This is a genomic window from Paenibacillus sp. Cedars (genome assembly GCF_003184205.1).
Classification (GTDB): domain Bacteria; phylum Bacillota; class Bacilli; order Paenibacillales; family Paenibacillaceae; genus Paenibacillus_AQ; species Paenibacillus_AQ glucanolyticus.
Map to the genome: position 1 here is coordinate 5,960,449 of NZ_CP020866.1, position 20,643 is coordinate 5,981,091.

The following is a 20,643-nucleotide window of genomic DNA, read 5'->3' on the forward strand; positions in this document are numbered from 1 at the left end:
CTTGAAATGATTGTAATGGCTATGTTAAAGTATACGAAGATCGAAAAGGTTAAAATTTTGATACCTTTTGACAGGTAGTGTCATATTCAATGCTAAGTCGGCAGGTTCAGATGAACAGAGTCTTACATATGAACAAGGCTTAAAGGAGAGAGACATGAAAGGTTCTAAGGGGAAACGGTGGATGAACAGCGTCTTGCGCAACCAGGCAGGCGAACATTCCGCCCACAACAACAACTCGAATAGCGGGTCCTCTGAGCCGTCGAGCCCACACAACCGGGGATGGAAATCACCGCGCAGATGGGTTTGGATATCGGCAGGGGCATTGCTCATAGCAGGATCGATATATACTGGCGGAAAAGCGTATGTGAACGCGAACACGATTCCGTTCTACCATGTGCTTGTAGATGGGAAGGCAGTCGGTACCATTCAAGATGATGCTCAGCTTGACCAGCTTCTGAAAGAGAAGCAGAAGGAATATCAGGAGGAGTATCCCGATGTCCTCATGGTACTTCATACTGAAGGTATCACAACCAAGGCGGACCGTTCCTATAAGCCAATCGTGAACAGCGAGGAAACCCTTGATAAGCTGGACGGCATGCTGAAGGCCTATGCCCGCGGCGTGGAGCTGAAGGTGAACGGAGAGACCGTGGCAATCGTGAAGGATCAGCAGACGGCACAAGCGGCCGTTGAGGCAGCGAAGCTGAAATTCGCTCCGGCTGCTGCCAAGAAGGAGCAGACGCAGAAGGTTGCCTTCACGAAGACCTCCGCATCGGCATCAAGCAAGAAGAACGATAACGGCAGCGGGCTCCAGTCGGTTGATATTAAAGAAAACATCTCGCTGGCCAACACGAAGGCCGATCCGAACAAGGTGCTGGACGTGGAAGAGGCGATGAAGGTGCTTACGGGCACCAAGGACAAGCCGGTGGTTTACAAGGTAAAAGAGGGAGATACCATATCCTCGATTGCGCGGCAGTTCGGCATGAAGTCAGCTGACGTGATGGCATTGAATCCCCAACTGGAGGAGAAATATGTGCAGATCGGCGCCGAGCTGCAAGTGACGAAGCCGGAAGCGCCGCTTACTGTAAGAACGGTTGAGACGGTATCGGTGAAGCAGCCAAGCAAACCGGAAACGATTGTTCGCAAGAGCAGCGAACTTCCGCTTGGCAAGCGAAAAGTCGTCCGCCCTGGACGCGATGGTGTGAAAACGGTCGATTATATCGTAACCAAAGAGAACGGCAAGGTCATATCCAAGCAATGGACGGGTCAACAGGTGGTGCAGGAATCCCTGCCGGAAGTTGTGTACAAAGGCACCAAGGTGGCTCCTAAGAAAAAGACATCCACCGCAGCCATGAGCCAGAAATCCAGCGGCAGCATGTTTGCTTGGCCAGTGAGCGGAGCACGAATTACGAGTCCCTTCGGACATCGCTGGGGAAGAAGCCATGAGGGTGTGGATATGGTGGGAGGCAGTACCATTATGGCATCCGCCTCCGGAAGAGTTGTGTTTGCCGGTCAGCAGAGCGGCTATGGCAACGTCGTTATTGTCGATCATGGCAACGGATATCGTACCCTTTACGGTCATATGAGCAAGATTTCCGTTAGTAACGGACAATCGGTCGGACAAGGCTCCAAGCTGGGGGTTATGGGCAATACGGGCCGTTCTACGGGAACCCATCTGCATTTTGAAGTGCAAAAAAATGGAGTTGCCCAAAATCCGATGAATTATCTGTAGTTCTGTGTTATACTAGGGAAACCAATGCGACATAAGCCATTATTGGTTCATATATCATAATAGTGAAGATGGCCGCTCCTTAACGGGGGCGGTCATTTTTGCGTCTTGGCAGGTGGTGTGGGTGGAGGGGATGTGGGACAGAACGGGAAATATTTGCAGTGGTGTCGCAAGTGGTGTCCTTCTCCGTCGCTGTTGAATTCGGAAAATAGAAATGTGGCTTACGATGAAATTTTCCGAATTCAAAGGCGATCGCTCACGCTCTCCGAATGACCCCACTTGCTGCAGTCGAAGGTTTCCCTTATCTGTCGATCCATCCCCGCACCTTCCAGCCATGCTGCCGGAGCAAAGATGGCCGTCGCCTGAATCGGAGCGACCACTTAGGGGGGAGGGGATGTGAGACCGAACGGGAAATATCTTTCCAGCCGCTGTTGTCCGCCCTTTGTCTGAATTGTATGTTGTAAGGGGACAAAGGGCTCCCAAAGGCGTCTTCCAAGATATTTTCCCTTATCTGTCGATATCCATCCCCGCACCTTCCAGCCATGCTGCCGGAGCAAAGTGGCCGTCCCCTGAATCGGAGCGACCACTTAGAGAGGAGGGGATGTGGGACAGAACGGGAAATATTTGCAGTGGTGTCGCAAGTGGTGTCCTTCTCCGTCGCTGTTGAATTCGGAAAATAGAAATGTGGCTTACGATGAAATTTTCCGGATTCAAAGGCGATCGCTCACGCTCTCCGAATGACCCCACTTGCTGCAGTCGAAGGTTTCCCTTATCTGTCGATCCATCCCCGCACCTTCCAGCCATGCTGCCGGAGCAAAGATGGCCGTCGCCTGAATCGGAGCGACCACTTAGGGGGGAGGGGGATGTGGGACAGAACGGGAAATATCTTTCCAGCCGCTGTTGTCCGCCCTTTGTCTGAATTGTATGTTGTAAGGGGACAAAGGGCTCCCAAAGGCGTCTTCCAAGATATTTTCCCTTATCTGTCGATCCATCCCCGCACCTTCCGGCCATGCTGCCGGAGCAAAGATGGCCGTCGCCTGAATCGGGGCGGCCACTTAGCGCTGTGTGGGGGGGGAGAGGATGTGGGACAAAGCGGGAATTTGCTGCCGTTTACATTGAGATGGCTGCTCAGGAGCGGTGGGTGTGTAGCGGCGGCAGGTGTGGTAAAATGAAAAGAAGACCGTTTAAGTGAAGGTATGAGGTGAACAGGAAGATGCAGGGAACCATTCTGGTGGTGGATGATGAACAGCCCATCGCCGATATTTTAAAGTTTAACTTGGAAAAAGAGGGCTATGATGTCATCTGTGCTTTTGATGGCATTAGCGCCGTGGAGATTGCGCTCACGAAGCGGCCGGATTTAATGCTGCTTGATTTGATGCTGCCCGGTAAAGATGGAATGGATGTGTGCCGCGAGGTACGTGCCGCTAACCTGCAGATCCCGATCATCATGCTCACGGCAAAGGACGGAGAGATCGATAAGGTGCTTGGACTTGAGCTTGGCGCAGATGATTATGTGACGAAGCCGTTCAGCACGAGAGAAATACTGGCACGCGTGAAGGCGCAAATGCGCCGCCAGCAAAAGCCCGACAACTCAGCGGATAACACAGGCGGCACAAGTGCGGGTGGACAAGGCCTGCGGCTGTTCGAGCTGTTTATAGATACGGATATGTATATGGTATACAAGAGCGGGGAAGCGCTCGATCTGACGCACCGTGAATATGAATTGGTGTATTATTTGGCCCGGAATGCAGGCAAAGTGATGACGCGCGAACATTTGCTGCAGGCAGTATGGGGCTTTGAATACTTTGGCGATGTGCGGACCGTGGACGTTACCATCCGTCGACTGCGCGAGAAAATCGAAGAGAATCCTAGCAAGCCGGAATACATACTGACTCGGCGCGGACTAGGCTACCTGATGCGCAGCGCTAAAAACGGAGGCCTGTAATGAAGTGGCTGTCCTTCTTCCGCACCATTCAGGCGAAGGTCATCATCATTTATGTCCTTCTCATTCTGATCGCGATGCAGCTGATCGGGGTGTATTTTGTGAGTGCGATGAAGAACTCGCTGACCAGCAACTTCACGAAGGATTTGCAGGAGCGCGCCGAGCTGATGTCAGTGCTGGCAGCTAAGACCCTTGGCGGCGAGAATGATTCGGAAGAGGATTCGATCGACAGCCTGCGGATTATGGTGAACAATCTGTTCAATTTGAACGGAGCCGAGATTCAGGTGCTGGATTCCACGGGACGGGTTCTCACCACCTCGCTGCCTTCGCATGCAGACTACGTGAACACCAAGAATACACAAACGGTTGTCAGCCGGGCATTGCAGGGAATACAGGATAATGAGGAATACATTATCGATGATGATAATATCCGCAAGAAAGTGGTGGCCAAGCCGGTCATGTATAACGAGAAAATCGTCGGTGCCATCTACATTGTGGCCAGCATGAGCGAGCTGTACAGCACGATGCAGCGGATCAACAATATTTTTATATCGGGGATTCTGTTGGCGCTTGGCTTAACCGCGGTGCTTGGCGTCATTCTGTCACATACGATTACCCATCCGATCAAGGAGCTGACCAAGCATGCCCGGGCCGTCGCGGACGGCCGGTTTACCGAGAAAACGCCGGTGTTCGGCAGCGATGAGATCGGCCAGCTCAGCCAGGCGTTCAACTATATGACCAGCCGTCTGCGCGAAGCCCTCTCGCAGAACGAAGAAGAAAAGGAGAAGCTTGCTTCGATTCTGACCAATATGAGTGACGGCGTTATCGCAACCGATGAAGCGGGACGTGTCATCCTGATGAACCGGCGCGCCGGGGAAATGTTGGGCGTGGAGGGGGAGGAGCTGGCAGGACATGATATCGTATCCCTGCTGGGCCTAGAGGAATCCGAATCGGAGGCGCTGGCGCGCAGCGAAGGGCATGATTCCAAGCTGCTGGAGATTGTGCCGCGCGAGGGCAGCGAGCCGTTCATGATGCGTGTGACCTTTACGCCGATTCACCGGCGGGAGATTGGCATCACCGGTACGATTGCGGTGCTGCAAGACGTTACAGAGCAGGAGAAGCTGGAAGCGTCGCGGCGGGAGTTCGTGGCGAATGTATCCCATGAGCTGCGTACGCCGCTGACCACCATCAAGAGTTATACCGAGGCGCTGGAGGATGGGGCGCTGGAGGATAAACAGATGGGGCCGCGTTTTGTCGGCGTCATCCAGAACGAGACCGGCCGGATGATCCGGCTGGTAACGGACCTGCTGCACCTGTCACGGCTTGATTCCAAGGAGGCAGCGCTGCACAAGGAGCCGACGGACATTGTGGAGATGTTGGAGGATGTAGAGGATCGATTCTCTTTCCAAATGAAGCAAAAGCATATCCGCACCATAATTGAGGTTAAACCAGGGGTATCCACAGCTATGCTGGACCGGGACGGCATCGATCAGGTTCTCGACAACCTGATCTCCAATGCCTTGAAATATACGCCAGACGGAGGCACTATCACCATGGATGCAAGCATTACGGAGGAAGGCATGCTGTCTTTATCCGTTAAGGATACCGGGATCGGTATTCCGAAGAAGGATCTGGACCGGATCTTTGAACGCTTCTACCGCGTAGATAAGGCCAGAACACGCAATTTAGGCGGTACGGGACTCGGTTTATCCATTGCCCGGGAAATTGTCAGAGCCCATGGAGGCTTTATTACCCTGCAATCAGAGCTTGAGAAGGGCACAACCGTGACCTTCACCCTGCCCTTGAACAACGAGGGGAGGGCGGTTATGTGAAGGAACGTATGAAGACCGTACTGCTGGTTGTGTTGGTCCTTGGTAGTCTGCTGCAAAGTTATGTTCTGATATTCCGTTTCCCGGGCAGCGATTCCGTTGTTCAATCCAAGGATTCCTATATCCGAACCGAGGAGATGGGACCGGAGGAGAAGCCGGAGAATCTGCTCTTTCCTGATAAAATGGTCATTCATCTGGGAGAAGACAAACATACGGTATTCTATTCGAACGATACGTTTTACAATCTCGTGTATAACCGGCTTAAGGGCCGGACCTTTGATAACTTTCAGCGCCGGATGGTCAGCAATATCGACTGGGCCAAGGTTCGTTCGGAGAACCGGGGCATTGAGCTGAGCTTTGATTCGGGCATTCCGGTTACTCTGCTGCAGCGAGTAATGCAGATCGTGCCGGACACGCTGTTTGAAGGGGAAAGCATCAATAAAATATGGCTGTACAGTGTGGAAGGCGAAGCTAAGGTTCACGTCATGTTCTTCAGCACGGAGGGCGATGTCGTCTATGAAGCCGCGCAGGCTGATTTGACGGTACAGGACGTGGATCAACTGGTGGATTTCGGGCTGAGCTGGCCATCGTATAAGATGGTGGATGGGCGCTACTATATACCGGAGAAGGAACTGAATATGGTCAGTGTCGAACTGCCGATTGGCGAATATACGGTGGAGCAAATGCAGCGCAGTCTGTTCTTCGATCCTAGCATCACCCGCAACATTAGGGAAAAAGACGGCTCCGAGATTTATACGGACAGCAAGCGGAGCTTACAGGTTGACCAGGGGCAAAAATGGATCAGTTATACCGATCCGGCTGCGCCGCCATCCGGCGAGAGCAGTCCCGGGAAGGATGTACTGTCCGCCATTGATTTCGTAAATCAGCACGGCGGCTGGAACGGAACGTATCGACTGGGTAAAGCAGGCGAATCCGAGGACCGGACGCTGGTGAAATTCCAGCAGTACTATGGCGGATTTCCCATCCTGAATACACCGGGCTTCCAGTATGGGGTGATGGAACTGGATTTACAGCAGGGTACGGTCACATCCTATGAGCGTTCGCTGTTATATCTGGAGTCTGCCCCGTTGAAGAAGCAAATGGTAAAGCTGACAGGTGGCGAGGCACTGGAGGCGAAGCTGAAGCCTTATGCTGAGGATAACTCCATCGCGAGTCTGGACCCTGCATATCTGCCAGTGCGAACGGAGGAAGACCTGCTGCTTAAGCCGGTATGGGCGGTCGAGCTTCAGAACGGGACAGTCATCACGCTTGAATAAGCGATAGTGTTCAACAATGAAGGAATAAGGAGGGAACATCATGGATTGGGGCCGTGCCAAAAATGTATTGATCTACGCGTTTTTGCTGCTGAATCTGGTGCTGGGCTATCAGCTCTGGATGGATTACCGTGAGCAGGTCGGCTCCAATCTCGATTTCACCTCGCTATCCGAGAGCACCCAGCAGGTGATGGAGGAGAATGGGATTCAATTACTGAGCCCGATTCCGACGGAGACGCCGCAGCTTCCTAAAATTAATTATATATACAGTGCAGAAGCGCAGGGCGAGCCGGTAGGGCTTGAGGAGCCGGTTGACACCAAGCTGGTGTATGCCGATGAGAAGGAATTGCGAAATGCCTTTGAAGGGAAGGTTGCCGATCTCGGAAACTATCGTCATGATCCGCAGTCAGACAAGGAGAACATATTCATATTCCGTCCGTTGGTGCAAAAGGAATGGCCGCTCTTTAATGTGGAACTGGAGTTCATTTATGAATCCCAGAAGATTCACGCCTACCGCGAACCGGTCTTTGAGATTATGCCAACCGATGATATGGAGGAGCAGAAGGTACTGTCCGCATCGAAGGCGCTTGAGACCCTCATTGAACGTAACTTTATACCGCCGGACACAGCGGTCAGAGAGATTCAGCTCGGTTATTATGGGCAGCTGTTTAATACGGAGGATCAATTGGCAGCGCCAACCTGGCGGTTTACGCTGGACCATGGCGAGATGATTTATGTACAGGGCATCAGCGGGGATGTCCTTACGCCAAAAAGCGATACGACAAAGGAGTAACAAGACTATGGGGATATCATTTTCCGTGCTGTCGAGCGGCTCAACGGGCAATGCGACCATTGTCCGCAATGAGGATACGACACTGCTGATTGATGCGGGATTGAGTGCACGGCGCATTGATGAGCTGCTGAAGGAACGCGAGATGATCGCGGAAGAAATCGACGGCATCCTGGTAACGCATGAGCATTCCGATCACATTCGGGGGCTTGGTGCGGTTGCACGTAAATACAATCTGCCCATCTATGCGAATGAGAAGACGTGGGAAGCGATGACCAAGTCGCTGGGCAAGATTGCCGAAGAGAACCGGATTGTGCTGGAGAGTCATGAGGTCAAGGATTTTGGCACGCTGCGGGTGGAGCCTTTTGAAATATCCCATGACGCTGCGGCACCGGTCGGTTATTGCTTCTATGATGGCGATGAGAAGCTCGGCGTGGCTACAGATCTCGGTTATGTCAGCGATAAAGTGAAGAAAGCGCTGGATGGATCGGACGTGCTGGTGCTGGAGGCGAACCATGATATCGAGATGCTAAGGATGGGACGGTATCCATGGAATACCAAACGCCGGATTCTCGGCGACATGGGCCATTTGTCGAATATTTCGGCAGGTGATGCCCTGAGCGAGCTGCTGACGGGAGATACCAAACGGACATATCTTGCCCATCTTAGCCTTGATCATAACATGATGGAGCTGGCAAGAATGACCGTCCGTGATACGATGGAGGATCGCGGGTGCTTCTTCAAGGACAGTGAGTTTAAATTGTGTGACACGTATTATGACCGTCCAACCCCTTGGGATAAGGTAAGCGAGTAGACGTAAAGCCATTATAGATTCATTATATAATCATTAGAAAAACAGCCCCACCGTCATATTTATTTATGACATGGAGCTGTTTTTGTTGTTATGGCCTATCCTGAGAACTTCGCCCGCGTTAACGCTTGCTGAGACTCTCCTGCGCCATGCGAACCATTTCCCGAACCATGGAACCGCCAATCGCACCGCCGACTTTTCCGGCCTGCTCCGTGGTCAGATCTCCGTTACTGCCGGGTTTAAGCGGTACCCCCAAAGACTTGGCGACCTCATATTTGACGTCTTCCTGACTCTGCGGGTCTACCTTGTAACCTTCATTCTGCATCACCTTGGTCATGAATTGCTGCATTTCGGGGCTCCGGTGCCGCCTTGATCTTCTTGCCATCCCATAACCCTCCTCACTGCTGTATGGTTTCCCCCTCATAACATTCCCCGTTGAGAACTTACAAATGAATGGATAACCTAACCATTTCAAATACTAGGGGGAGTTTGAGAGCTCTTCTGGTTGTTAATAGGATCATTTCATAGACAAGACTCGGATAGGAGGCTAGCTGCTGGGAAATCGGAAGTATTTTTGCAATGGGAAGCTTATGAAGAATAAGTTGCCGGGAATCCAAATAGGAATGATGTGTAGGTCAACCGGAGCCTACTTCCTGGCCTGTCTGATTTGTATGGATTTGGCAGCTCTTGGCGATCTCCTTTGCCATATTCTTAACACATTTGTTCTGTATAGTTCTTGAAGGGGGAATGCACGATTGAGGGCTGAGACGTTCAGTGTCTGAGGGATGTCGAAAGAATGGAACATGGAATAATATCCTTGAAAATGGAACCTCTTGGTTGTCTCTCACGTATAGAAGGGTATCGTGTTCACCCGTGATTGTTGTTGTTCTGTAATGAAGAATTACGCTGTGTACAGACTTTAGGAATTGCCATCAATTTGGCATTTGTTTTTACAAAAGAAAGCTGACGTGAACCTCTGTTCGTGTGGTACAATAGGAGCACTAGAAGGCTGGATGCTTCTGTCAGAACCCGCATCGAACAAGACATCAGGGCCTCTGTATGGTATAGATCGAGCTGGTCCAGGTATTCCCAGTTTTTTTACGAAAAACAGATGTTTCGCGCTTAAGCCGCCCTGTTTGTGGTAATAGAAAGATACAGGGTTTTTTTTGAACTGTCGGGTGGCAATACATACCTTTTATGGAACTAGATTTCAGCCGAAAGAGCCGGAATATTCGCTAAAGAGCCATATTTCGATAAAAGTTCAAAGAGAGGGTTCAAAAATGCAACTTTTTGAGCCGCTAAAGAGTTAATACAATAGAGAGATATTTAACAGGTGGCACGCTGCCGATTCATAGAAAGCTAGATACACTCGGTGCAGGGCGGTTGTTATGACGACAAGATGATTAAGTCGGTAATGGCGGAAGGTCTGAAGCTGGTAAAGTATCTTGACGTGTAGCAGCCAAGGGGAGAGAGGGATCGCAATGGGATTGTTTGACGATGATTTCTATTCAACTAAAATTTCCAGACAGAGCAAAAATACCAGCGAGGACCCATCTGAGCGAAAAACGAAGTGGCGGACTTCCCGCCGTAAAAAGAGTTTATCCACATTTCAGATATCCGCGATCAGCTCCGTATGCAGCGCATTGATTGCAGTCATGCTGTTCAGCTTCCTTACAGGACATCCTGCGACTTCGTCGCCCATGACCTTAATTAACGGCAGTCACCAGCTGTCCACGTCCGATGGCGATCCATACGAACGAATTATCAGCGCTGCTCAGAAGGTTCGGCCTGCCGTAGTCAGCGTACTGACACATAAAGAGACCATCCTTCCCGAAGAGGAAGGCCTTGAGGGAGAGGGTCTGGAAGAGGAGTCCGCTGTTCCACCGGAACAAGAAGGAGACTTTGAGCTTCCGGAAGGGTTCGATTTCGGGGAAGATTTTGACTTTGGCAATGATTTCGGGGGCTCGCAAGAGGATGCCTTGGGCTCCGGCGTTATCTTTAAGAAACTGGAAGGCAAAGCCTTCGTTATTACCAACAACCATGTGGTTGAAGGAGCCGATTCCCTGGAGGTTGTATTGGTAGGCGGGGAGAAGAGGAAGGCAACCTTAGTCGGCACAGACAACGTCAGCGATATCGCAGTTCTGTCCATTGATAGTAAAGGTATCGGCGAGGTCGCAGAATTTGGCGATTCCTCCAAGCTTCGTCTAGGCGAAACGGTCATTGCCATCGGGAACCCGCTTGGTCTTGGCGATACACTCACTTCCGGCATCGTCAGTTACACGAACCGTATTATTCCGGTGTCACTGAATCAGGATGGCATCTACGATTGGGAACAGGAGGTCATCCAGACTGATGCCGCTATTAACGAAGGCAACAGCGGCGGTGCGCTGGTGGATCTGAACGGCAAAGTCATTGGCATCAACACGATGAAGATTGCTGACACCGGCGTAGAAGGACTCGGGTTTGCAATTCCGGTCAATGAGATTACGGAGGTTGTGACCGAGTTGATGCTGAAGGGCCACATTGCGCGTCCATATCTGGGCGTCTACACGGTGGATCTAAGTAATCCGTATGCTCCGCTCAGCAAGAAGGAGAAGGAGAATCTCAAGCTGCCGAAGACGGTAACCGAAGGCGTGGTTGTACTGGATGCGCTTGGTCCTGCGCTGGATGCCGGTATGCAGTTGAATGACGTCATCATCAAGCTTGACGGCAAACCGATCACGACGACGCTGGAGCTTCGCAAGCACCTCTATCGTAACACGAAGGTAGGCAGTGACCTGAATGTGACCTTCTATCGCGACGGCAAGCTACAGTCGCTGAAGGTGAAGCTGGAAGAGAAGCCTGGAGAATAATACGGGCAGTTCTGAAGAATATGGAATCAGGCCCTTGAAGATTTTTTTATGCCACGTGATCGTTCGTTGTTTAATGCAGCAAGTAACGGGTATATATTATCGTTAGCGTTGAATAGAATCCAATATAGAGAGATTTTGAAAAAGGTTAGATTAGAGCCGATGAACGGCCGCGAAAAAAGAGCGTGATCCACGCTCTTTTTTTCATTTACCTGAAAGAGATGTAGAGAGCGAAGGACAAGTCCTGTGAAATCCATGGATGTGGAGGAAGCTTTTGCGGATTGAAATAAAGAGGGAATAGCCATTTGCGGCAAAAAGATTTCTTTTTGTCGTAGAGTGTGGTAGAACAGAAGAGTGGCTACACTTGATTGATGATAAAACACAACATGAGGCGAATGATAGAAAGGATGCATAGAATGTACGTCGTATGCAAGGAACATGTGGAACTAGCGATCGAAAATTTCGTGGATGAATATGAGGATGCCCCGGATATTGTTGATCTGAAGGAGACCGAGTTTTCGGACTGGGACCCACCGGTGAAGTGCGCGGAGTGCGAGAAGCATGCTGAGTTTTTAGTTGTGTAACTTTTGAACATTTGACTTGAATAGATGATACCGATGAGAAAGCGTGATGAATTCACGCTTTTTTTGTTAGAATCGATGGGATTATGTTTTCGCTAAAAGCTTAGGAATGGAGGGGACGTCGATGATACGGAGGAGCATCCGAGGCATCCGAGTGACGGATTATACCGATATCTATCTCCTAAACGTGGAGTTTAATCCGAATCTGCATGCGTTCTCGGAAGATAAAGTCAAAGAGAAAATCGAGACCCTCATCCACCATACGAACGATGTGGTTCTGCTATGTGAATCTGATGATGAGGTTATAGGCTACATTCATGGAAGTCCTTATGAGCTGTTGTTCTCAGAATCTTTAATCAATGTGTTAGGTTTTGTCGTAAAGGAGAGGTACCGGAATCAAGGGGCGGGAAGTCTGTTGATCGAGAGTCTGGAGCAGTGGTCCCAGAGCCGCGGTTATTCCGGCATCAAGCTGCTGTCATATCCGAGCCGTGTGCAGGCTCACAGATTTTATGAAAGACGGGGCTACAAGTTTACCAAGGATCAGAAAAACTTTATAAAAAAGTTTGAATAGACTCATGCTATCGTACAGGGACAGCCTTTTCAGCGAGGGGTTGAAGAGGTAATAAAGAGTATGCCTGCATTCCGAACGTACTTGTCAGATGGAGTCATAGGCTTCGATGTACAGACTGTCAATAGTGTATGATGGGTCTATAGATGGAATGTGGCGCGGTAAATACCTATCGTGAATGGAGACGATCACTGTGGATGACTACGGGAAATCATGGGAGAATGAAATCAGGCGGGCCGCAGATGAGGCCTACGATAAGGAAATGGATGCAATCAATCAACAGCTGAAGCAAGAGATCCTCATTGCGCTCATTGGCGATGTGAATACCGGGAAGTCTTCCACCATGAACCGTATCGTCGGTGAAGAGGTGGCAGGCGTAGGGGCTGAGCCGGGAGAGACAACCGAGATTAAACCGCACAAGTACAAAGAGCACATTTATTTTATTGACACACCCGGATTGAATGATGTTAATACGGCCAATTCGGATGTGACCTTGAATTATTATAAACAGGCGGATATTGTACTGTTCTTCCTGAACGCAGCGGGTACCGTCTTCTCCGAGGTGGAGAAAAAGTCCTTTGAGAAGATTCAGAGCATCAACTCAAATATTTTGATTGTGCTGAACAAAATCGATGCCGCGGATGATATTGACCGGCTGGTGGCGCGCATCAAGAAGGAGACCGGGGAGCGCTACGAGGTTGCACCGGTATCCTCACGGACGGGTGAGAACATCGACCAGCTGCGGAGCAGCATTCTGGAGCTGCTTAAAAAAAAGTCTAAAGACATTCTCTTTGCCAAAAGTATCAAAGAGAAGTCTGCGACAGCCAATGCCTGGATCATTGGAGCCTCCGTCTCCGCAGGGGCGGTAGGGGCATCGCCTATTCCGGGCTCGGATATCATTCCGATTACCGGCATTCAGGTGAGCCTGCTGACGCGGCTGGCGGTGCTGTACAATAAGCCGATCAGCAAGGAGACAGCGAAGGAGCTGGTCATTGCCACGATATTCGGGAATATCGGCAAGAGTATTTTTCGGCAGATCGTGAAGGTGTTTCCGGGAGCGGGATCTGTCGCCGGAGCGACGGTTGCGGGCGCAACTACGCTGGCACTGGGGTATGCGGTGAAATATGCCTATGAGCACAATATCGAGATCAATACGGCGAATATTACGAAGCTTTACAAGAAGTTCAGGGATAAAGCGGAGTCTGAAGCCAAGAGCGAGTCCAAGTAATCTGATGGAATAGAAAAAGGGGCCATCGGCCCCTTGATCGCAGCTGCTTCACGGCAGCCGATACTTCCTTATTTACTTTACCGCAGCATGATCGGATTTTGCCTGCTGCAGCATCGATTTCCAATCCGGGAAATCCGTTTCTCTTGAAACATGCCGGTCAAACAGTTCATCTGGAATGTTATCGATATCTTCGTGAGTTTCCACCTGGAAGTTACCCTTTATCAGAAATTCCCCAAAGCTGCCGTGCGATGAATGTTTACGCATAAACGCTTCATTGAACAGCTTTTCCAGAGAAATGTTATCCGGATCCTCCTGTACCGACTTTTGTCCTTGCAGCTCCTTCAACAGATCGTCAAACGACATAGGCTTTTGCTTTCTCAGAGTACCACTCCTAAAACTTTTATTTGTTTTCAGTATAACATATCAGAAATATCTCATACGCATAACCGATTGGGCAGGGGCTTTTCAGTCAAGTTATCTTTTCAATAATGAAGACCATGTCTGCTCAAGCCAGGCATCAAAGTCAGCGCCCTTGTCACCTTCGTACGTATCGTAGAGGTCGATTCTCATCTTTTTCAACTTCTCTTTGAACTCTTCATACGTATGGTCGCGGGGCAGGCTTTTCTTGATGCGCAGCAGCACCTTCGTAGCGTCCTTTATCAGTTCGCCCTTCTGTCGTACCGGCATTTGCACATCTTCGCCAAAAGCCAGCAGTTTATGATAAGCAGCCTCCCGCACTTGATAAACCGCATCCGTATTCAGTCTATGCTTGAGGATGTCGATGGATTTCTGATTTTTCCAATTTCCTAATTCTTCTACCGCATCCAAACGTTCTCTCCAATTGGCGTTCCGGTTGGCAGAGCTCTTCAGCTCCTCGTAATTCTCGGGCATATCCGTTATTACTTCTTGATTGTCCAATCATTTCATCTCCTCAACATGTTGTATCAGGTGGATCTGTACCATATGTTTAATTATGGGGTATCTTTATGGTTTCCGGCGTCGGCTGTACCGTTCGCCTGCTTGGCCCCTTTACTGGTATAAGGTTTGGGTTTACTCTTGGCTCTTCGAGCGCTTGCATCCCACCGGCTCCAGCCCTTCTTGCCCGTGCCTCTGCCTGTTCCGCCCTTGCCTTTGGATTTACTCAACAAATCACTCCGTTATGGTTTAGTCTTGTCCATATATGCTGATTGTTTACCAGCACTGTTGAAATATACACTGTATTTGCCCATATGTATAGGATACCACGGAATTTAGCATAAGAATCGGATTTTATTGGTGGTTTTCATCAGAAGTCATGTTAGAAGTTGACTAATTTCTTTCGGCATGCTATTTTATTTTTGAACTGACCAGTCAGAATAAGAATGATGAATCGAAAATTAGCCGTGAAAGGGCAGATCCGATTGTGAGTAAAGATAAAATTATCCAAGCAGCCATTGAAGTATTCTCCGAGAACGGATACCACCGTGCAAGCATGGATGAAATTGCCGCCCGGGCACAGGTTGCCAAGGGGACCCTCTATTACAACTTCCCGGGCAAATCGCAGCTGTTCAAGACGGTTGTGAAGCAGGGCATCGAAGATATTATGCAGCGGACCGAGGCTGAACTGAACTCGCCTCTGCCTATGAAAGAGAAGATCGAGCGTGTGATCCGCGATCATCTGGACTTGTTTCTGGAATCCCGCCATTTTTCCCACATCGTGTTTAACGAGATTTCTAACGGAATCGAGCAGGATGTTCTGGATGAGCTGAAGGAGCTGAAGCGGAAATATTTAAGCTTCTTGGCAAGCATCATTGAGGAGGGTCAGTGTGAAGAGAACCTGTGCCGAGCCGTCGATGCCAATCTAGCGGCTGCCAGCATTGTTGGTACGCTGGAAAGCACCTGTAATTATTACCTGAACCATCAGGATGCGTATTCCCGCGATGATCTGGAGCAGTTTGCGTTCACGATGATTACCCATGGCCTGTTTATATCGCTTGAATAAGCGAGGCCTTCTTTTTTTGAGTATGTACAACTGACCAGTCAGTACAAAATTTACGAAAGAAAGCGACGGTGTTGATCATGGATTGGAATACAAACGGTTTACTGGCATTGGACTGGTTCAAACAAATGCGAATGGACTCCCCGATAGCGGCAGTTGAGGGGGATAGAGCCTGGAATGTTTTCAAATACGAGGATGTCAAAGCCGTGTTTACAAATTATGAAGTATTCTCATCCCAAGGCTCGTCTTCTACCGATGATCCCATTGAATCCAGTGTTCTGCGGCAGGACCCACCGAAGCACCGTCAGCTGCGCAAGCTGGTGTCTCATGCGTTCACGCCGCGCATGATTGAATCGCTTGCTCCCAAGATTCAGGAGATTACGACTTCCCTGCTGGATGAAGCCGAGAAGAAGGGAACGGTGGATATTGTTGAAGATCTCGCAAGCCCGCTTCCGATTACGGTAATCGCGGAGATGCTTGGGGTATCGATGGAGTATCGGGAACGCTTTAAGGCATGGTCGGACGCTCTGGTGGGCAACAATTCGGATGCCTATTATCAGTGTCAGCAAGAGATGAGTGAGTATTTCTCCGAGATTGCCGAGGACCGCCGCCGGCATCCGCAGGATGACCTGATCACGAAGCTGGTGGAGGCGCGCATTGATAATGAGCATCTGACCGATCTGGAGATTATCGGGTTCTGTATTCTCCTACTCGTAGCCGGTAATGAAACGACAACCAATCTGATCTCATCGGCGGTACTTGCCTTCGACAGCCTGCCGGAGGTTCGTGCGGAGGTGCTTGCAGACCCATCGCTGCTTCCGGGGGCATTGGAGGAAGTGTTCCGCTACTTCTCGCCTGTTCAGTTAATGTTCCGCAGCGTGAAGCAGGATACGGTGCTTCGGGGGCAGGAGCTGAAGCAGGGCCAATTCGTCTACATCTGGATGGCCTCTGCCAATCATGATGAGGATGTGTTCGAGAAGCCGGACGTCTTCAACATTCACCGAAATCCGAATCCACATCTTGGGCTGGGAAGCGGCATTCATTACTGCATGGGCTCCCAGTTAGCCCGTATGGAGTCCCGAATTGCCCTTCAGACTCTGCTGGACCGTTATCCCGCATTCCGCCGGGACCGCTCCGTTGAGCTGGCACGGATGGACAGCACGATGATGTTCGCGCTGAAAGAGCTGCCGATCATTTTGAAATAGATAGCAAGCGAAGAGTCGATCTCGGAGGAGAGCGGCTCTTTTTTAAATGGTGATGTCATTGCTCAAATAACGGTTGAATATGCATAGAAGCAATTGAAATGTCGATGCCCATAAGTTAAATGTTATGCCCCTCTCCTGTCGATTAGAAACTGAGGGAGGGGTTGTAGGAATGCGGAAGGTATGACCTTTAACTGGGGGCGCTACCATGTTAGAATGAACGTCATAACAGCAGAGATTAAGGAGCGAAAGCGCCATGAATATACAGATGATATGCGTAGGCAAGTTGAAGGAGAAGTACCTGGTGCAGGGCATTGCGGAGTACAGCAAGCGCCTTGCGCCTTACGTGCGCCTCTTTGTGCATGAGGTGCCCGATGAGAAGGCGCCGGAGAACATGAGCGAAGCGGAGATGCGGCAAGTGCAGGAGAAGGAGGGCGTGGGCATCCTCGGCCACATCAAGCCGGACACCCACGTCATCGCCCTTGCGATCGGCGGCCAGCTGTGGTCCAGCGAGGAGCTGGCAGCCCATATCGACAAGCTGGGCACGTATGGCACCAGCAGCGTAGCTTTTGTCATCGGGGGCTCTAACGGCCTCTCCGAGGACGTATTAAAGCGCGCGCAGACGAAGCTCAGCTTCGGGCGCATGACCCTGCCGCACCAGCTGATGCGGCTGGTGCTGGTGGAGCAGGTGTACCGTGCGGTGAAGATTAATCGGGGGGAACCGTATCATAAGTGACGGCGAAAAATGGGAGTGACAAGAAGGATGTAGAGGCTTGTAGGAGTAATGGAGGAAGGTGCTATGGAGATACGTTTGTCCCTCTAGAGGTGGGCTCTGGGGGGATTTTTGTGCTTACAGAACGACAATGTTTTCCAATTGCATGCTATAATTATGGTGCGTATCAATTCGAAAAGACTGGCATAGAGGTGATTCGGAAGGCCTTCCAGCAACGGGGAAGCGAACTCTGATGGATAGTATCCCTCTATCTAACATGTCGAACTCATCCTTGTTAGGGTTAAGGATTCGGTTTCGTGAATACAACAACGAGCGATATAAGACACAAAAAAGGGGAAAGAAGGATATGGCAAAAAGGGACTATAAATGCATTAACAAATGTATATTTATGGAAGATAAAGATATGAAAGAAAAGATGGGAATAGAGTTTTCGGATATAGCATACAGATATAATTTTAAAGTTTGCGCAAAATGCGGCGCTTTATATCCTGGAAGTGTCAAGAAAATAAAGGCATATTATGAAATGTTACAAATACCAAAAGAGTTTGATGAAGCACTAGAACTCTTGTATTTATCAAAATATGAGTCTGCTGTTCGAGAGGCAATAGTAGTGCTGGAAAATAAAATTCAAAAGATTTCAGGGCTTAATAATTTGAATGGAATTAAATTAATAACTGAAGCGTTCAAATATAGTTACGATCAAAGTTCTGATACGGTAACATTTCCTCCTAAAATCCAAGTAAATCCACTAAGTAATATTACTGAGAGAAATGAGCATGAAGGCTTACAATTGATGATTATGGGTTTTTTTAAAGGGATTAGAAATATATATATGCATAAGAATGTAAGAACAACAATAATGATAAGTTTGAATTTGTTACCACAAATATCTCTCTACTACTATCTAATCCAATCAGATGATCCTAAGTATACATAATGTTCTTTACATAAAATCGTAATATTGAGGAGCCTAGGGGAACGGAGTGAATCCAAGCGGACTTGCAACCACTAAATTGCATGTTAGTGGCCCACCTAGGCTTGTTAACTCTCCCATACCTAAAGCGGTCGCATGTATCCGCCATGGTTGACACGGCTCATTCTGCTGAAAGTAGCTATTGGGGATTAAAGATGGCTGGCAAAACAGTGCCATAAGTGACGGCGAAAAATTAGGGTGCCCGCATTATGTCATGGACACTGTAAATGGTATAGACATGTATTGAGGTTAAGATTAATCTAAGCTTGCGCCTTTGTTTGCTGATTCTGAAAATCAGTGGACAGGGCGTTTTTTGTTGGCTTGACTATATATAATAAGCAAGATTAGATTTATGGATTATCTTTATTATTATGTTGCTTATTTGAGTTATGTTGTGTATGTTGATATCAAGAAAAGAAACCCATCTTTACAACTTGAAGGGAGATAGGGCAATGCAAATAATGAAGTTGGCGAGTGTATACAAGGACTGGAATACTAAAAATGATAGTGCTTCACAGATGGACAAATTGGTAGCTCGAACACTTTTAGCTACAGACGATGTATCATCCACGCTTTTTATCACAGAGGCATCTTTTGAAGATGTTAGTCGCGTTTACAATACATTAGAAGATATCCGATTATCGAAGAACACCGAAGATGAAGACAGAGAAGAATTTAACTATAAAAATGAGGAGGATCAGTTTATGTCTAAAGAAATGGATGATTCCAATACGAAGAAGCGTATGAACAGAAAGAAAGCAGTAGGTTACGTAATGGGCAATATTGTGAAGAATAATAAAGGATCAAAAGTTGTTAAAGTACGTTACAGCACTATGGAAGTAGAACTGGCAGATAAACGAATTGTAAAAGTAAAGGTAGGTTTATCTAGAGACTATCATGATGCAAGCTACAATCCGCAAAAACAATGCTGCTCGTGGCATAAGGAAGATGACCAGCATATTACTCAATTTGATTATCATATCTACTTAGTTGAAAACGGAGAATCCTATAAAGGACTGATTTTTAATACTAATGAGATACAGCAACACTTGAGTAAAAAATCATATAATGGTCATTTTGCAAACTACTATTTCCACTGGAATCCAGATGGAAGCGTGACGGACGAACGTGACATAACGACACCTATAGATGTTACTAACTATGATGCCGAAAAAATTCATTGGCAACTTAAATAAAGGTTTTATAGTTCGAATTCAAAGCGATGTTTTATAGAAGAGGCTTTTTCGGACAAGGAGAAGCCCCTTCTGCTATTGATTCAGCAGAAGGGGCTTACGGTAAAAAATGCTTCTCTGTCTCCTCATTGAAGGCAAGCTCAACGCTGTCGACGCGCTTCCTGTTGTCCAGTGTAATTCTCACCAAAATCAATTTAGAAATCGCTCGCTGTTCTATCCCGCGCCCAGCAGAAGTTGAGCTTCGGACGCATGAAGCTCCCGCAACAAATGATGTGTCTGGTACTGGTGGAGCAGATTTACCAGGAGGTGAAGATCAGTCGGGGGAACTGTGCAATAAGTGACGGCGAAAATTTCTTAGCCTTGCTTACTAGGCAAGGGGAGCCTTGTGAAGGAGGTTGATTTGTACTTAATCAGGTATATACTTGTAATAATCTAAGCCAAGGAGTGAGTGTAATGCCCTCTACAAAACCAAGTGGATTCGTGAAAATTCGTAAGAGAGCTAAACAATTAGAAAGTGAGTATGAAGAAATTTTAGTTAGGTTAGAAAATCCTCATGAACAAGAAAATTATGATGAAGTCTGTTTGATGGGAGATTGTAGTGATTTTAAGCTTGTTTTGAAAGGAATGCGCGAGGTTGTAGAATTAATTAGCGGCATGCAAAACATCATTTCATTGCAGGAAAAGAATAGAGAGGAAGAATACCAGTCAATTAAAGAAAATTTCAGAAGGAATCTTAGTTATGGAGCTGAAATTTTAAATGAACATGTTGATCAGTTAAATAAGTTTTCTAATGGAAGGTTCAATGAATATTACTTTAGATTATAATGGTACGTCTGTGAATCAGCAATTGATCTCCCCCGGACCGAAAGCCCCTTCCCATTGATTTAGTGGAAGAGGCTACGCTTAAAAAGCGTTTCTCAGTCTCCTCGTTAGAGTCAAACTCAATGCTACCGAAGCGTTTCCAGT

General features: G+C 48.5%; 21 protein-coding genes and 1 pseudogene. 18 read left to right on the forward strand and 4 right to left on the reverse strand.

The window, feature by feature from the left end; genetic code table 11:
• Positions 1–181 precede the first annotated feature (181 nt).
• From B9D94_RS28735 to B9D94_RS28765, 7 genes are all read left to right on the forward strand, one after another.
• A complete protein-coding gene (locus B9D94_RS28735; protein WP_253806069.1) occupies positions 182–1,729 on the forward strand; it encodes a peptidoglycan DD-metalloendopeptidase family protein in 1,548 nt (515 codons plus the stop codon).
• An 860-nt stretch (positions 1,730–2,589) separates the two neighbouring features.
• A complete protein-coding gene (locus tag B9D94_RS28740) occupies positions 2,590–2,898 on the forward strand; it encodes a hypothetical protein (RefSeq protein ID WP_148248531.1) in 309 nt (102 codons plus the stop codon).
• A gap of 41 nt (positions 2,899–2,939) precedes the next feature.
• The gene (gene yycF, locus B9D94_RS28745; protein ID WP_006207308.1) at positions 2,940–3,671 is read left to right on the forward strand and encodes a response regulator YycF; all 732 of its coding nucleotides are present in this window, start codon (positions 2,940–2,942) and stop codon (positions 3,669–3,671) included.
• Entirely contained in the window at positions 3,671–5,500 is a 1,830-nt protein-coding gene (gene walK, locus B9D94_RS28750; RefSeq protein ID WP_006207307.1) for a cell wall metabolism sensor histidine kinase WalK, read from the forward strand. The genes yycF and walK overlap by 1 nt, the downstream gene beginning before the upstream one ends.
• On the forward strand, positions 5,497–6,774 hold the full coding sequence (locus B9D94_RS28755) for a YycH family regulatory protein (RefSeq protein ID WP_148248532.1): 1,278 nt from the start codon (positions 5,497–5,499) through the stop codon (positions 6,772–6,774). The genes walK and B9D94_RS28755 overlap by 4 nt, the downstream gene beginning before the upstream one ends.
• A gap of 40 nt (positions 6,775–6,814) precedes the next feature.
• Positions 6,815–7,564 carry a two-component system regulatory protein YycI gene (gene yycI, locus B9D94_RS28760; RefSeq protein WP_006207305.1) on the forward strand — a complete coding sequence of 250 codons (750 nt, stop codon included), beginning with the start codon at positions 6,815–6,817 and terminating at the stop codon, positions 7,562–7,564.
• A gap of 7 nt (positions 7,565–7,571) precedes the next feature.
• Positions 7,572–8,375: an MBL fold metallo-hydrolase gene (locus B9D94_RS28765; protein ID WP_148248533.1), complete on the forward strand. Its 804-nt coding sequence runs from the start codon at positions 7,572–7,574 to the stop codon at positions 8,373–8,375.
• A gap of 118 nt (positions 8,376–8,493) precedes the next feature.
• Here B9D94_RS28765 and B9D94_RS28770 read toward each other — a convergent pair whose 3' ends face one another.
• Entirely contained in the window at positions 8,494–8,757 is a 264-nt protein-coding gene (locus tag B9D94_RS28770; RefSeq protein WP_006207303.1) for an alpha/beta-type small acid-soluble spore protein, read from the reverse strand.
• Between the two features lie 1,096 nt (positions 8,758–9,853).
• On the opposite strand from B9D94_RS28770, the gene B9D94_RS28775 reads away from it, so the two are divergent.
• The 4 genes from B9D94_RS28775 (at position 9,854) to B9D94_RS28790 (ending at position 13,598) form a co-directional block, all read left to right on the forward strand.
• Positions 9,854–11,224 (forward strand): S1C family serine protease, encoded by a 1,371-nt coding sequence (locus tag B9D94_RS28775; RefSeq protein ID WP_148248534.1) that lies wholly within the window; start codon positions 9,854–9,856, stop codon positions 11,222–11,224.
• 413 nt (positions 11,225–11,637) lie between these two features.
• Positions 11,638–11,805, forward strand: a complete 168-nt coding sequence (locus B9D94_RS28780) for a CxxH/CxxC protein (protein WP_006207301.1) — start codon at positions 11,638–11,640, stop codon at positions 11,803–11,805.
• Between the two features lie 121 nt (positions 11,806–11,926).
• Positions 11,927–12,373, forward strand: a complete 447-nt coding sequence (locus tag B9D94_RS28785; protein WP_148248535.1) for a GNAT family N-acetyltransferase — start codon at positions 11,927–11,929, stop codon at positions 12,371–12,373.
• 190 nt (positions 12,374–12,563) lie between these two features.
• A complete protein-coding gene (locus B9D94_RS28790) occupies positions 12,564–13,598 on the forward strand; it encodes a GTPase (RefSeq protein WP_148248879.1) in 1,035 nt (344 codons plus the stop codon).
• Between the two features lie 72 nt (positions 13,599–13,670).
• Here the strand turns inward: B9D94_RS28790 and B9D94_RS28795 are convergent, their stop codons facing one another.
• From B9D94_RS28795 to B9D94_RS28805, 3 genes are all read right to left on the reverse strand, one after another.
• Complete coding sequence (locus tag B9D94_RS28795; protein WP_006207299.1) at positions 13,671–13,961, reverse strand: hypothetical protein; 291 nt, start codon at positions 13,959–13,961, stop codon at positions 13,671–13,673.
• 111 nt (positions 13,962–14,072) lie between these two features.
• Complete coding sequence (locus tag B9D94_RS28800; protein WP_063478187.1) at positions 14,073–14,516, reverse strand: HEAT repeat domain-containing protein; 444 nt, start codon at positions 14,514–14,516, stop codon at positions 14,073–14,075.
• Between the two features lie 53 nt (positions 14,517–14,569).
• Positions 14,570–14,743: a DUF3934 family protein gene (locus B9D94_RS28805; RefSeq protein ID WP_006207297.1), complete on the reverse strand. Its 174-nt coding sequence runs from the start codon at positions 14,741–14,743 to the stop codon at positions 14,570–14,572.
• Positions 14,744–15,000: 257 nt separating this feature from the next.
• On the opposite strand from B9D94_RS28805, the gene B9D94_RS28810 reads away from it, so the two are divergent.
• The 7 genes and pseudogenes from B9D94_RS28810 to B9D94_RS28840 all read left to right on the forward strand — a co-directional run bounded on the left by B9D94_RS28810 (position 15,001) and on the right by B9D94_RS28840 (position 20,502).
• The gene (locus tag B9D94_RS28810; RefSeq protein WP_148248536.1) at positions 15,001–15,579 is read left to right on the forward strand and encodes a TetR/AcrR family transcriptional regulator; all 579 of its coding nucleotides are present in this window, start codon (positions 15,001–15,003) and stop codon (positions 15,577–15,579) included.
• Positions 15,580–15,656: 77 nt separating this feature from the next.
• Entirely contained in the window at positions 15,657–16,781 is a 1,125-nt protein-coding gene (locus B9D94_RS28815; RefSeq protein WP_253806077.1) for a cytochrome P450, read from the forward strand.
• A 253-nt stretch (positions 16,782–17,034) separates the two neighbouring features.
• Positions 17,035–17,514 (forward strand): 23S rRNA (pseudouridine(1915)-N(3))-methyltransferase RlmH, encoded by a 480-nt coding sequence (gene rlmH / locus B9D94_RS28820; protein WP_063478184.1) that lies wholly within the window; start codon positions 17,035–17,037, stop codon positions 17,512–17,514.
• Between the two features lie 343 nt (positions 17,515–17,857).
• On the forward strand, positions 17,858–18,448 hold the full coding sequence (locus B9D94_RS28825; RefSeq protein WP_172964009.1) for a TIGR02391 family protein: 591 nt from the start codon (positions 17,858–17,860) through the stop codon (positions 18,446–18,448).
• A 488-nt stretch (positions 18,449–18,936) separates the two neighbouring features.
• Positions 18,937–19,680, forward strand: a complete 744-nt coding sequence (locus tag B9D94_RS28830; protein WP_148248539.1) for a hypothetical protein — start codon at positions 18,937–18,939, stop codon at positions 19,678–19,680.
• 207 nt (positions 19,681–19,887) lie between these two features.
• Positions 19,888–20,001: pseudogene (locus B9D94_RS31705) on the forward strand (23S rRNA (pseudouridine(1915)-N(3))-methyltransferase RlmH); the annotation flags it as partial.
• 129 nt (positions 20,002–20,130) lie between these two features.
• The gene (locus B9D94_RS28840) at positions 20,131–20,502 is read left to right on the forward strand and encodes a hypothetical protein (protein WP_148248541.1); all 372 of its coding nucleotides are present in this window, start codon (positions 20,131–20,133) and stop codon (positions 20,500–20,502) included.
• Positions 20,503–20,643 lie beyond the last annotated feature (141 nt).